The organism is Dapis purpurea BLCC-M126 (assembly GCF_050015975.1).
Classification (GTDB): Bacteria; Cyanobacteriota; Cyanobacteriia; order Cyanobacteriales; family Microcoleaceae; genus Trichodesmium.
Genome location: NZ_JBNHER010000007.1, coordinates 33,777 through 48,371 on the forward strand (window position 1 = coordinate 33,777; position 14,595 = coordinate 48,371).

At 35.6% G+C, this 14,595-nt stretch carries 8 protein-coding genes and 1 pseudogene; 4 read left to right on the forward strand and 5 right to left on the reverse strand.

Annotation, left to right across the window (positions count from 1 at the left end; genetic code table 11):
- Positions 1-59: 59 nt before the first annotated feature.
- The 4 genes and pseudogenes from gvpA to ACP6PL_RS02090 all read right to left on the reverse strand — a co-directional run.
- Positions 60-269: pseudogene (gene gvpA, locus ACP6PL_RS02075) on the reverse strand (gas vesicle structural protein GvpA); the annotation flags it as partial.
- A 205-nt stretch (positions 270-474) separates the two neighbouring features.
- Positions 475-1,152 (reverse strand): GvpL/GvpF family gas vesicle protein, encoded by a 678-nt coding sequence (locus ACP6PL_RS02080; RefSeq protein WP_426542032.1) that lies wholly within the window; start codon positions 1,150-1,152, stop codon positions 475-477.
- A 228-nt stretch (positions 1,153-1,380) separates the two neighbouring features.
- The gene (locus tag ACP6PL_RS02085) at positions 1,381-3,330 is read right to left on the reverse strand and encodes an AAA family ATPase (RefSeq protein ID WP_426542034.1); all 1,950 of its coding nucleotides are present in this window, start codon (positions 3,328-3,330) and stop codon (positions 1,381-1,383) included.
- 394 nt (positions 3,331-3,724) lie between these two features.
- Positions 3,725-4,468, reverse strand: coding sequence for a GvpL/GvpF family gas vesicle protein (locus ACP6PL_RS02090; protein ID WP_426542036.1), 744 nt, complete (start codon positions 4,466-4,468; stop codon positions 3,725-3,727).
- 379 nt (positions 4,469-4,847) lie between these two features.
- On the opposite strand from ACP6PL_RS02090, the gene ACP6PL_RS02095 reads away from it, so the two are divergent.
- Together ACP6PL_RS02095 and ACP6PL_RS02100 are read left to right on the forward strand one after the other, a co-directional pair.
- On the forward strand, positions 4,848-5,096 hold the full coding sequence (locus ACP6PL_RS02095; RefSeq protein WP_293061623.1) for a gas vesicle protein GvpG: 249 nt from the start codon (positions 4,848-4,850) through the stop codon (positions 5,094-5,096).
- Between the two features lie 75 nt (positions 5,097-5,171).
- Positions 5,172-5,816: a Uma2 family endonuclease gene (locus ACP6PL_RS02100; protein ID WP_426542039.1), complete on the forward strand. Its 645-nt coding sequence runs from the start codon at positions 5,172-5,174 to the stop codon at positions 5,814-5,816.
- A gap of 260 nt (positions 5,817-6,076) precedes the next feature.
- Here ACP6PL_RS02100 and ACP6PL_RS02105 read toward each other — a convergent pair whose 3' ends face one another.
- Positions 6,077-11,767, reverse strand: coding sequence for a response regulator (locus tag ACP6PL_RS02105; RefSeq protein WP_426542041.1), 5,691 nt, complete (start codon positions 11,765-11,767; stop codon positions 6,077-6,079).
- 1,137 nt (positions 11,768-12,904) lie between these two features.
- Here ACP6PL_RS02105 and ACP6PL_RS02110 point away from each other — a divergent pair.
- Entirely contained in the window at positions 12,905-13,654 is a 750-nt protein-coding gene (locus tag ACP6PL_RS02110) for a MotA/TolQ/ExbB proton channel family protein (RefSeq protein WP_426542044.1), read from the forward strand.
- A 203-nt stretch (positions 13,655-13,857) separates the two neighbouring features.
- On the forward strand, positions 13,858-14,397 hold the full coding sequence (locus ACP6PL_RS02115) for an ExbD/TolR family protein (protein WP_426542043.1): 540 nt from the start codon (positions 13,858-13,860) through the stop codon (positions 14,395-14,397).
- The last annotated feature ends 198 nt before the right edge of the window (positions 14,398-14,595 follow it).

Below are 14,595 nucleotides of genomic sequence, written 5' to 3' on the forward strand. Positions count from 1 at the left end.
GGTTCTACTGTTGTTGCGTCTAGAGGTTCGTCATCTAAATTATTAGAAACGGTTTCTCCTGGTGCTGCCGCTAAAGCTGTTAAACCAACTGCTTCGGCATATTTTAAGTAAGTTTCTACTGAAGCAATAACTATTCTAGCTTCAACTGCAAGTAACTCAATACCCACTAGAGAAACACGTACCCAAGCATCTATGACAACTCCTTTGTCGAGAATGCGATCTACGACTTCTGCTAGACTGGAAGAAGAGTTAACTTTTTCTACTGCCATAATTTTTATTCCTTATTTACTAGAAGCATCAATTTAACAGTTGTCTAAAGTTGATTCACCAAACTATGTTATTTTTTAGTTTGCTTTCAAGTAGACGCTGGTAAATATGAAGATGCTAAGATAATTAGACTTGCAGAGATTTTAAGGTCTTATTTAACTATAACACGATCTTTAACATCCCAATAATCATTTTCAGAGATAAAAGTCAGACAAAATGATAAGGGGGAAGTTGTTCACTCAAAGTAATTTGCCAATAGGAACACTCGGTTTGCCAAGTTGGCAATTTTTGGGTAGTTAGAACTTCTGTGTCACGATTGGCCAACAAATGTACTTGCTTAATTCCCCCTTCTTTACTATCTTTAAATTCGGCTTTGGGATAATCTTCGAGAATTAACTGACGTATATTTTCCCACTGTTGATGTTGCTCAGTTTGAAAAGCTTGTTGTTGTTGAAAGCGTTGTTTTTTTGCTAATAAATAAGCTTTGCCACGAGCTTCACTAATTTCCAGAGTAGAAGGAGGGGAAACTGGAGCAAAAGTCACAGTATATTCTGCCTTTTCTGCCAATTGAGTTAAAGTCGTCACATATTTTTGCTGATTATCTTGTAAGTGATTGATAATATTTTCAATTTCAGCAAAAGCATTACCAAATCTAAGTGGTAGTATAGAAGTTTGCTGAAATATTTCTCTAACTACGCGATCGTGGTTTAAAACTGCTTCTAGTAATTTTTCGTCTGTTTCCTGTATTGCCTCAATAGATATATCTGCTTCAGTTACAGCAGCAAGATTTTGATATGAAATTAGTTCAACTTCCTGTTTCATTCCTTTTGGCAATGCTAAGGATAATTTGGGTAGATATAGAAAAGCGTAGACATAAAATGACATTTTAGGTATTAGTTGTTATTGCAGTGAGTTTTTTTGATCGTAGTAAGGGGTCTGGGCTAAAATTTTGGGTAAACTTTATCATAATGAAGACCTCTCCCCCAACCCCTCTCCTGCAAGGAGAGGGGGGAAGAATTTGTTAATCTGGTATTTTTATACTTTCTGTGACAGTTATAACTACCCCTTCCCTTGCAGGGAAGGGGGTTGGGGGGTTAGGTTTTACTAATTATTCTACTTACTAGAATCAGAATTAAAATTCTGAGACTGTTTTTGACTAATCAGAGCATTGTAAGCAGTAGTAAAATGAGCATTTGTAATCCTGATTTTTTTTGGAGACTTAATTCCTTTAGCACTATAACTACGAATCGCAGCTAAAGCAGCTTGATTAGTTAACAATGCCAAATCTGCTCCATTCCAACCTTCTGTGCGACTTGCCCAATCTTTCAAATTTACTGCTTGCAGTGGACGACCTTGATTATGTACTTTCAAAATTGCTAAACGACCATTTTGATCTGGTAAATCTACCTTAATTTGCAAATCCAATCTTCCCGCTCGCAGTAATGCTGGATCTAGAGCATCAGGGCGGTTAGTTGCTCCCACCAATAATATTTGAGTACAGTCACGCAAACCATCCAATTCTGTTAATAGTTGACCAACTAGGCGATCGCTCACTCCAGAATCTCCCATAAATTTACCACGAGCAGGAGCCAGAGTATCAATTTCGTCTACAAATATTACACAAGGTGCAACTTGTCTAGCCTTAGAAAAAAGTTCTCGTACTGCTTCTTCTGCTGCTCCTACCCATTTACTCAGCAACTCCGGTCCGTTAACAGCAATAAAATTAGCCTGTGCTTGGGAAGCAACTGCTTTTGCCAGTAAAGTTTTTCCGGTTCCAGGTTCGCCCCATAATAAAATTCCTTTAGGAGCTTTTGCCTTAGTTTGTTCGTATAATTCTGGGTAGAGTAATGCACCTTCGACTGACTCTTGTAATTTTTGTTTGACTGCATCGAGACCGCCAATATCTTGCCAACTTACATTAGGCACTTCTACCGCCACAGACCGCAATACAGAAGGTTTAATTTCTTTAATTGCGGTCAAAAAATCAGTTTGCAATAAATTCATATCCTCTGGAGTCGGACTATCTAAAGATGGAACTTGACGACGAAGTGCTAAATAAGCTGCTTTTTGACACAAAGCTTTTAAGTCAGCACCCACTAACCCAACTCCCATATCAGCAATTTCTCCCAAGTCAACGGAATTATCTAATGGCATAGAATTTGTCATTATCTGCAAAATTTCTAATCGTCCGTTGCGATCTGGAATACTGAAATTAATTTCTCGGTCAAATCTTCCGGGACGACGGAGAGCAGGATCGATATGGTCTGGGCGATTTGTTGCTGCTAAAATTAGAACGCCCTGATGTTCCACAAACCCATCCATTAATCCCAATAATTGGGCAACTAAGCGCTTTTCGACTTCTCCCTCAACTTTACTACGATCTGGAGCAATACTATCAATTTCATCTATAAATACCAGACAAGGAGCAGACTTTTTAGCATTAGTAAAAATTTTGCGTAACCTCGCTTCTGCTTCCCCATAATATTTGCTCATCACTTCTGGTCCGTTGATAGCAATATAATTGAGTCTCAGTTCTTCTGCTATTGCTTTAGCTGTCAGTGTTTTACCAGTACCGGGGGGTCCGACTAATAATACTCCACGAGCAGGTTCAAGTCCTAATTGTGATAATAAATCTGGGCGTTTGAGTGGGAGTTCTATTACTTCTCTTAATTCTTGAATTATTTCGGACATACCTCCAATGTCTTTGAGGGTAGGTCTCGATTTAGTTTCTGGAGGTGGGGGAGTAAAATTAGTTTGCTGTTGAGGTCTGGTTTCTGTTACACCGCCAGCGTCTTTTGCCGTCGGTGTTGGTTTTGTGTCTGGGTATTGAGTAGTAAAGTTTGTTGGTTGCGGAGGTCTAGTTTGTCTGACAGGTTGTCTGATTTGGGTTTGATAAGTGTCTCTTCTTCTTGGAATATTAGTGTTAGTTCGTCTGGGAGTATTGTTAATAGTTCGAGACTGTACTTGATAGGAAGTTTTTACTTCCCCTGTTTCGCCTTTTTTTTCTAGAACTTTTGCCAGTTCTATTATTTGTCTTAAGTCTAGTCTGAGAAAATGATTCATTGTTTTAATTTTTGATAGTTGAAGTAAGTGTTTTTATTTGTAAAATCTTCAGTCTTTAAACTATTTGTATCAGAATAATCATAATTGAATCAATATTAATATGGTGTCTGAAGAATAAGCGATCAAAATCTTTTTGTTTGTAGTTGGGCTTTAGCCCGAACTATAGATTTTATGGGCTAATACCATTTTGAAAAAAGAATGTTACGAATAATAAGGACAATAAAAAGATTTTACAGGAAATGTCCCTTTGACTAAAAAGATGATTTATGAACTAAAAAAAAGCATCGAAGCTATTCCCATACGACTCCTGACTCCTGACTCCTGACTCCTAAAAAATACCCTGTCTATTTGTAACAAACATTTATTGAATTGGTATGAAGCCCAACTACGAGCTTCAATCTTTTTGTTCGATTCTAGCAAAATTAAAAGGAGCAGTAAAACTATTGTACCGAATTTTAAATCTTCCCTCAAATTTACTATCAATAACTTCTACCTTTTCACCAAATTCTGATTCTTTTTCCCAAGGTATTAGATAAGCTGCATTATAAATCATTTTTTCAGTTTGCAGGTCATTTTCTACTACTTCAATAGCCATTTCATTCAGAGTTATTTGGAAAATTTCAATAACATCTTGTTTCCGATTATTCATTTCTTGTTCAATAGCTTGCCCAATCTGAATTACCTCATCCATACTTAAATTTTTGCCAACTAAACTATCTCTTTGACTTTTTAATTCTGGATTTTCTACAAGTAATTGTTTAATTTCTGCATCTGGTTCCCAATATACTTTTATCCCTACTTCTCGATGATTTTCTAACTTTACAAATAGTTCTTTCATTACCTGTTCAAAAGGATTAGTCAACTGTTGAGAAAATTTTTCCCAGTCAGAAACTACTAAACCAAATTGCATTGGCAAAACATTTCTATAACCTGCCTCCATCGCTGACTCAAGCACCTTTTCATGGGTAACTAAATTGCGACGACTTGCCAGATAACGTTCCTGTTTTGCCATTGAATAGAGCACTGCAAATTCATCAACAATTTGAATATTTACAGCTTCTTTATCCAATCCTTGTAAACTTAAATTTTGCGGACCAGGTGGTAGGAATATACCATAAACATAGAAACCAGATTTCATAATTAATAATTTATTTGAGGGAATAGGGAATAGGGAGTAGTTCTAATTATTGTAGAGATTTGGTCTCCAAAACTATCTGACTGTCAATATTTAATCATAACAAATTGTTAAGATGGAATAATGATTTAGGGGTTGATTATCTAATTTTAGAGTACATCAGTTAATATAATTCTGTAAATAATCGCTTAATTAATACCTTTTCACTATAAGAAGGTCACAAATAGTTTCAAAGTTATAATGTCAAATAATTGCCCTAAACTATTGTCTTGTTAGAGTTTTTAGTCAATCAAATCTCACTTCTGACTTCTGACTTCTGACTTCTGACTTCAGGAAGTGGGACAATTTTTGCTTATATAAGTAATTTCAGGACTTCATCATTATGATTATTCGTTTATTAACTCTGCCTATTACTGGCCCATTGGGAGGAATAGTCTGGTTAGGGAAAAAAATTCAAGAACAAGTAGATACAGAAGTAGATGATAAAGAAAATCTTAGTAAAAAACTTCTAGCTCTTCAACTTGCTTTTGACATGGGGGAGGTTTCAGAAGAAGATTTTGAAGAACAAGAAGAGGAGCTTTTATTAGCAATTCAGGCGGCAGAAGAAGAAAGACTTAAAGAGGAAGAATAGTTATTTGAGCAATCAGTTTTTAATGTAGTTAATTGACCTCAAAACTGCTGTATTATTTAACAGTAATTTAGATTTATGACAAATTTACAAGTAAAAATTCCAACAGATACATGGGTTTTAGCTACTTGGGATGAATATCTCGAAACTATTGAAAATCCCATTTATGCAAAAGCAAAATCATATTATTATCAAGGAAAATTCAGAATAGAAATGTCACCAGTAAGTTACAAGCATGCCAAGGATGATATACTAATTTCGACAGCTATTAATATTTTCTGTAGTCTCAAAAATATCGACAGTAATGGTTTAGGTGATTGTAGTTATAGAAAAATTGGAGTTCAAGAAGTACAACCAGATATTTCCTACTATATAGGTGATAATGCAAATATTATTCCTATGGAAACTTCTATTCTAGATTTAGATACATATCCACCACCAGATTTAGTTATAGAAATAGCCAATACTTCACTCTCTGATGATAAGGGTGAGAAAAGGTTGATTTATGAAGATTTAAAAGTCAAAGAATATTGGATAGTTGATGTGAAAAATGTAGATATTATTGCTTTTACGATGGTTGATGGTGGCAGTAAAAAGATTACAGAATCTCAAGTTTTACCAGGGTTAATAATAGATGTTTTAAAAGAGGCTTTACAACAGAGTCGAAGTGTCAGTCAAAATCAAGTTTTTGCTTCTCTAATTTCTCAATTTCAAGAATCTTAATTGTAGAATATAGCAAAATTTGTAGTGGCGCGTTAATGCCTAAGTCCTAATAGATTGAGATTAGGGTAGTGGGGGAGTGGGAGAGTGGGAGAGATGATGAAGTAAGTCAAAAAAATTCTACCTTTTTCCTCTATTCTATAATTCTCCATCTCCTGACTCCTTTGCCAAAAACTCTTACCTTGGCGGAGATACCAAATGGGTTCTATAGAGCTAAAGCCTTACTACAAAACTAACTCCTAACTCCTAACTCCTGGAAACCCCTATAAATTTATTTCTTGGCTTAACTCTTCTTGCACTTTTTCCCATTCATTTTCGCTTTGTGACAGGATTTCCGTTGCTTTTTCTAAATTAAAATCTGCTCCAGACTCAACCACACCACGAGCCATATATTCTAACTCTTTACATAGTTCAGAAAAATTAATTGCCCCTAATAAAGCACTACTAGACTTGAGTGTATGAGAAGCTCCCTTTAATGCAGAATAATCACGTTTTTTGATAGACTTTCTAATTGTACTCATGTGTTTATCTCCATCAGCAAGATAGTCTTGTATCAAAATAGCTAGAGTATCTGGTTCATCATCATAAAGATTGCGAAAGTCTTCTATAATTTTAGGATCGAGGGCTGATTGTTGATCGTCTTTTGGTTCTAAGATATCGTCTAAGAAATCTAAATCTAATACTGTAGTTTCGTCAGTGACTGGTACATCCTCTGCATCTAAATCAATTAAACCATCAACTTCTGCTAATTCCTGTAAACCTATTTCAGTATTACTTGGCAGGAGAATAGGCAATGTACTTTTGAGTGATATTGTTTCCTCCAACTGAGAAGTTGACTCTACCTTACCATTGGTAAATTGCTGTTTCTGAGTAATTGCTTTCTTGGGAGGATCTATTTTAACTAATGCTAACTCTGTAGATGATGAGTGACGACTGACTCCATTTTCTGTATCAGTTTTAGATTGTAATTTTTTGTTTCGGGTAGGTTTACACCTGTTTAAAGCTTGTGCTAATTTTTCGCGATGAATTGGTTTGGTTACATAATCATCCATACCAGCATTTAAACACTTCTCACGATCGCCCTGCATCGCATTAGCTGTCATAGCAATAATCCAAGGGCGTTTTTCTTCTGGGTATTTTTGACAGATTTGACGGGTTGCTTCTATCCCATCCATATTAGGCATCTGCACATCCATTAATACCACATCGTAGGGTATCCGCTTAAGAGCATCTAAAACTTCTATTCCGTTAGCAGCTACATCTGCACGATAACCAATTTTTTGTAGTAAGTGTATTGCGACTTTCTGATTGACTACATTATCCTCTGCTAACAATATCCGGAGATTAGAGCGTTCGCTACTTTTGTCACTCAGATCTTGAAAATATTTCACTCCTAAACTAGGAGTTTTGGCGTTAAGTTCTCCTTCTCCTGTTGTTCCAAATACTTGCAATAAAACATTATAAAATTGAGACTGTTTGACTGGTTTATTCAAAAATCCAGCTAGACTAACTTTTGCCTCTTGAAGTTCTCGGAAAATTTCTGCTTTGCCAATATAAGTAAACATTATTAATGGTAAAGATAATTCATAATTGTTATTTTGTTTTGAGTTTTGTTCAGCTTCCAATTTCCGAATCTTTCTAGCTAATGTCAGTCCATCCATATCTGAAAGATTCATGCCGATAATCCCAATATCAAAAGCTCTTCTCTCTTCCAACCAACTTAAAGCTTTGGCAGCAGAATCAGCAATTACAGGTATCATTTCCCATGACTTAACCTGTTGTTTAATGACCTCTTGATTAACAGGATGACTTTCTACAACTAATATTGTCTTGCCTTTTAAGAAACTATCAATTCTTTCAGGAGAAGGCATTGCAATTGCCTTAGCTTTAATAGTAAAATAAAAGGTTGAACCTCTACTACCTGCTTCTGGTTTAACAAAGTAAGACGGTGGAGTTCCGGCAATATTTACTATAGATTCAGTCGTATTAATACTATCAATATTTATTTTATTTATGTTGTTATTAATGCTGCCATTATCATCAATTTTGAGCAGGTATTTTTGTTTTTTATGTTCTGGCAAATTATTGATTTCTACTGATTGAGAAACCACCCACATTTGACCATCCATCATTTCACTCAATCTTTGACTAATGGCTAATCCTAAACCTGTACCACCATATTGTCTATTTATGGAAGGATCCACTTGGGAAAAAGCTTTAAATAAGCGATCCATCCGGTCTGGAGGAATACCAATACCTGTATCCTTAACAGCAAATTGTATTTCATAGTTACCTGTGATTTTACCGGGGGCTTTAAAATTCGATATTTCTGCGTAATTTATTTCGTCTAATAGATTATTTTCTTGATAATTTTCACCAATTTTTATAGCACTAACAGAAACAACTACTTCTCCTGTTTCTGTAAATTTAACAGCATTTCCTAATAAGTTTACCAATACTTGACGCAACCTTGTCACATCTCCAACAACCATGCCTGGGACTGAATCATCAATCAAACAAGCGATCTCTAAATTTTTATGTGCTGCCCTTGGTGCTAATAATTCTAGCGCCTCTTCAACACAGCTCCTAACATCCAAAGGACTTTGTTCTAATTCCAATTTCCCAGACTCAATTTTAGTAAAGTCAAGAATATCATTAATAATAGTTAGTAGTGCATCTCCACTGGTGCGAATAGTCTCCACAAAATCTCGTTGTTCAAGAGTTAATTCCATATCTAATAATAAACTTGTCATCCCAATTACACCATTCATTGGAGTCCTAATTTCGTGACTCATCATTGCTAAAAATTCGCTTTTCGCACGATTAGCTACTTCTGCTGCTTCTCGTGCTTGTTCTAAAGCTTGATTATGAGTTTCTAATTCTTGTTTATGAGTAACTTCTGATTCTAGTATTTGTGCCTGAGCTAATGTTAATCCTACCTGAGATGCCACCTCTTCTAATAAGTCTATTTCATCCTGTTTCCACTGACGCATATAATCACATTGATGTAAATTAATAATGCCATTTGATTGTCCTTGATAAGATGTACGAACTGCCAACATTGACCTAACTTTTAGCCTTCGGTACATCGGTGCGGATGATTTTAATAGAGGATCTGAAAATACGTCTGGAGAGGCGATCGCTTTGTCTTCTGCTAATAATTGTTCTGTATGAGAATTGTAAGTAACAGCAATATCTAAATCCAATGTTGACTCATAGTTTGCTTCCAAATATTCAGCGACGCAAGGTAGGTGTGGGTAGGGTTCAATAACATAGCTATGAATTGAACAACGGTTAACTCCAAATACTCGTCCAATTTGAGTAGCAGTAGTCTGAAAAATTTCTTTAGTATCTAACTTAGAACGAATTTCTTGGGTAATTTGCTTGAGTAATAAAAAGTGCTGATATTTCGTTTGTAAAGCTTCTATCTCATCTTGTCGCAACAATTCACCGCCAATATAAGTTGCCATTAGTTTTAAAACTTCTATATCTGTTGAACTCCATTTATTCTTGGCACGGCGACTGGTAAAACTAAGGGTGCCATAAACTCTTCCTGAGACAAAAATTTTAGTGCCAATATAAGATGCAACACGACGCACTGTGTAAGCTGGATGATGTCGCCACTGGGAATCTTTTGCTGATTCTATGACGAGTGGTTCATTGTATCGCAATACTTCCCGATCAAATGTTTGTTCCAGGGTGAAGGCGTCTCCTTTAGCTATTCCAAATAGGAAGTCTTCTGGTAGGTGAGCTGCAATAACTTCATAACGTTCTCCTAAAACTTGCCCTAATAAACCTATATCCATGCCAAACCGACGGGATCCCATTTCGAGTAATGCAACTATTCTACTTTCAAAGGAGCTATCTGCACCTGCAGTGACTTCATACAGTTCTCTGATTGCTTTTTCACTAGCTTGTAAGTGTTCTTGGGTGGCTATCTTTGCAGAAATGTCTGTTAGGGTACTTACCATACCAGTAATATTGTTTTCGCTATCAACTACTAATGTACTCTTCATTTCTATTGGACAATAGTTTCCGTTTTTGTTTAACAAGTGTAATTGATAGCAACCTGCAATTAATTTGTTATTAATAATAGCTAATTCTGTATTGTCTGGATCATTTTCTGTTGGAGAATTTAACTTATTTATATCTTCTGGATGAATATAGTCTAAAAAATTTTTACCTAAGCTATTTTCAACTGTAAAACCTGTAATTTTTTCCCATGTATCATTTAAACAAATTAAGTTTCCTTTAGCATCAGTTTGCCAAACTATTTCTTGGAAATTATTAATAATTTGGCTATACTTTTCTACTTGAAAGCGTTGTTGTATTTCTTTTTCTTTGGCATGAGTAATATCAACAAAAGTTCCCACCATCCTCACTGGCGTTCCTGATTTCCATAAAGCTTTTCCCCGATCGAGAATCCAGATAAAATGATTATCTTTGCATTTAATTCGATATTCTATTCGATAAGTAGGATTTTTTTTAGCTAAGTGTTCTTGAACAGCAGCACTCACTTTATCTATATCCTCTGGATGAATTCGATTTAACCATTCATCAATTTTATGGGAAATTTCATCCTCTGTATAACCCAACATCTTTTTCCACTGAGAAGAGTAAAATATTTCGTTAGTTTTGATATTCCAATCCCAAACTCCATCTTCATTTCCTTCAATAGCTAGGGCTGCAATTTCTTGTGTTTTTAAGTGACTTTCTGCTAATTTTTGCCGCTCAGTGGCAGATTGCTTAAGTTTTTCATCGGCTTGATGCAGTTGGATAGATGTTTGTTCTATATAATTATGAAAGCGAATTAATGATTGATATAACGATTTACCTAGAAGTATTTGTTGAATAATTTTTGTGGGAGTAATGAGATTACTTATCTTGCCTGTAGAAGCTTGGACAATTAGAGGTATTAGGTAATAATTTTTTTTCATTAAACCTAAAGCCACTTCTAGATTTGCCTGGGAGCGTATTAGGACAGGTAAGTTATTACAAACTATCTCGGCTTTGGTTTTATTAAAATCTATTTTTAATGCTTCTAGTTGTACTATATCTCTACTACTAATTGTACCGATTATTTTGGTTGATTTTTGAGGTGGTGAATTTTCTTTTTTTGGGTTACTATCAGTCTGATTTTTAGATCTGTTTTCTTTTGTTTCAGTAATCAGAATATAACTGACATTATGGGTAAACATCAGTTGGGTAATTTGCCTAATTGATAAAGATAATGAAGCTTGGATAATTTGAGATTCATGGATTTGTTCTAACTGATTAATTTGGATTAAGTTAGCTGGTAATTTTAAGGATGAATCGAAGGTTATTTTTACAGGTAATGGTGAATTTTTATGATTTTTTACTACATTATTCTGGACTTCTAAATCTTTATTGACAGCAATATTTTGATTATTTAATGGTTTATTTTGACCGTTGGCTATTGATTTTTGACCTTTGTTATTTTTCTCAGGCTGATTAAAAATAAAACTGCGGGTCGTAACTAGGCCAATAAGTTCTTCTGAGTCATCAACGATTGGTAGGTGGTTGATTTGATGTTTTTCTAGTAGTGTGAAGAGAGCAAAAATATCTGGAATTTCCGATAGTTGGGCTGTTATTATGGATCTAATCATAATTTGAGCAATCGGAAATCCACTTAGAGGAGCGCCGATAGACGCTAATTGTACTAAGTCTCGCTCAGTAAATATACCAATGATTGGCCCTAAAGATTGTACCCTTGTATCTTGAGTATTGGCATTATAAGTTTGGTCTGAGGATTCGGCACTGTGAGTGCTTGGTTCCGCTGTTGTTATTGTACTAGGAGGAGATGGTTTTTCTATGATTAGCACACAACTTGAACCTGTACTACTCATGGAGATAATTACATCTTCTACAGGAGTTTCTGGTGTAGCGGTAAGGGGATGATAATCAATGGCCTGACTGATGGAGGGAATAAACATCTTGCAATTACTCTGATGGTGTTTGCTAAAAATTGTAAATGTGGGTTTTCGTCCCGAATAATGCAATTTTGGAGGTTTCCTTTAGTGGGTAGTGATATAACTTTTCAGTCATATAGCAGTCATCAGGGCAGTGCAGTTAGGACATTCTCGCGCCTGTCAAATTTAGTCACCGTAAGAATTTAACTTCTGTACTTTGCCAATCTGATGGCTCCCCCATCTGAACTTATGACTTCTGAATTCTAAATTCTGCTATACCTACCCCTATTTCCAGAATATTTCCTAATTAATGTTAATTCCCACATTTTTCAGCTAATTATTTTAATCAGGGACGTAATTGTTAACTAACAACTGATAAATTGAAACATTGACACCCTTAATATTAATCATAGGGGTTTCAAAGCTAGTTTATGTAGTCTGCACCCGATTCTTTCATTCTCTTTTGGACCAGTCGTCAAAGTAAGTGCTGAAAATATGCTGAAACTTTATGCAAGGATTAAGCCTAAAAAAATATGTATAACTAGGGTTTGCGCTCGAAAGTCTTATGGGTGAGGGTAGGAGTCAGGAGACAGGAGTCAGGCGACAGGAGAAGTCAGGAATGAGCGAGAAGGCAGTCGGAAGAATTATCCCTCAATTTCTCTGTCCAAATCTTGCTGTTAATACTAACTTTTTGAGGCTTTTCAACTCAAAGCTAGCGCACTTTTTCCAGACTTAAAAATCCCAAAATCTTTATCTGTAAACACTTTCATTCTTTTTCAGCAAACCCTAACTATTAATAGTTGCTAACCCTTTATAATATCATTTACTATTAATTTTGTCAATATATGTTCTTATAGTACATATATTATAAGTTGATATTTCTTATACCAATTCACTTTAAAGATGTCACAGATAGTTTCAAACTTTAAATGTGAAATAATTTCCTGAAATTACTGAGGGTGTAAAAGTTTTGAGACTATACAATCTTAATGTATGACTTTTAACTTTTAAATTTTGACTTTTGACTTCCGTGAAGTAGTATATATATTAGGAACTTAATAGAAAGTAAACAGACAAATATTAAGTAAATAATCAGTTAAGAACTGCTGGAGTGAATATACTGTGACTTTTGAAGAGCTGATTCAGAAGGGAGGCCCTGCTATGTGGCCTCTGTTAGTTTTATCAATTTTGTCCCTAAGTACCATAATTGATCGCCTCTGGTTTTGGACAAATCTATTAATTAAGGAAAAACAAACGGTTAATCGGGTATTAGAGGCGGCACGCCGTGACTGGAGTATAGCAACGGAAATGGCGAGACGTACCCTAAAACAGCCTATTGGTCGTTTTCTCTACGCACCTTTACGGTTACAAAACCCAGAACCAGAAGTGTTTAAATTGGCACTGGAGGCTGCCGCTGATGATGAGTTGGCCTCGATGAGGAAAGGAGATAAGTTACTGGAAGGGGTAATTGCTTTGGCTCCCATGTTAGGCTTACTGGGCACTGTTTTGGGTCTGATTGGTTCCTTGGGTTCGATTCGCCTGGGTGATTTGGGTACTTCTTCAACTGCCGGGGTAACAGTAGGTATTGGTGAAGCTTTAATTAGTACGGCGGCTGGTTTGGTAGTAGCTATTTTTAGTCTGGTATTTTATCGATTATTTCAAAGTTTGTTATTTAATCAAATGAAGGTTTTTCGGAAAGCTGGTAATGAGTTGGAATTGCTCTACCGACAATATTGGCAACAGGTATCTTTAAATAACTATAATTCACAAGATAAAAATGCTTATTTTCCCCCTTCATGGACGCAGAATTCTCGGAATAGTCCAGATACTTTAGAACAGGATAAAAAGCCAACAGATTTTTCACCGGAAAGTGATGTTGAACAACCTCCAGATGAACCTAATAGTAACTAACTAAAAATCCATAAATTAGAAAAAAAATCCCTCATTTGGTAGAAGTAAGGGAGAGGGAAGAAGAAGTAAATATTCAAAAAAAAAGAAAAAAATGATAGACACAGGTGTCTAAAATGAATTATAACAGCTATTTTTAAATATCCCCGATCAAGATACACCTTTTTGTATAATTCTTTTTTCAAAGTGGTATAAACAAAAAAACTATGAAACTTAATCAAGAATTTGCCAGTGAAGAAGTTAGGATTGAATTAATACCTCTAATTGACGTAATTTTTTGTATTCTGACTTTCTTTCTTTTAGCTGCTTTACAGTTAACCCGTCAGCAAGCAATTAATGTTGATTTACCAAAAGCTAGCACGGGTAAACCTCAATCACAAGATATGTTACTTGTGAGTGTGAATGAGGTGGGAAAAACTTTTATTGAACAACAACCTGTGAATGCTGTGGAACTGGAAAAGTTTGTGCGTAGATATAATCAGGTGAATCCCAGGGGAGTAGTTGTATTGTATGCTCCTAAAGAGGCAAGATACAATGATGTTGTACAAGTTTTAGATTTGTTGCGAGAGGTGGGAGGCGATCGCGTAGCTCTAGCAACTTTACCTGGTGCACCTCAAACTGGTGTTGGCAATACTTCTGGGCAGTCAGTGACTCCATCTGAATCTGAACAACAACCAACTCCAGCAAGAACAGTCGATCCTAATGAATATAAGTTACCCCCCGCTCCTGAAACATCTACAGAATAGGATGATTTCAGTTATCAGTTATCAGTACCTCTAAATATGCTTTCATTAATTGATAATTGATAATTGATAATGGATAATGGATAATTGATAATTACCTCTGGTTAAAACCGTGAGGGAATTGAAGATTGGGAAATATCCTAGCACTCTTCTCTTGGTCGATTGGATATGCCGTTTCGGCTGTCGCCGACATGAAACGCG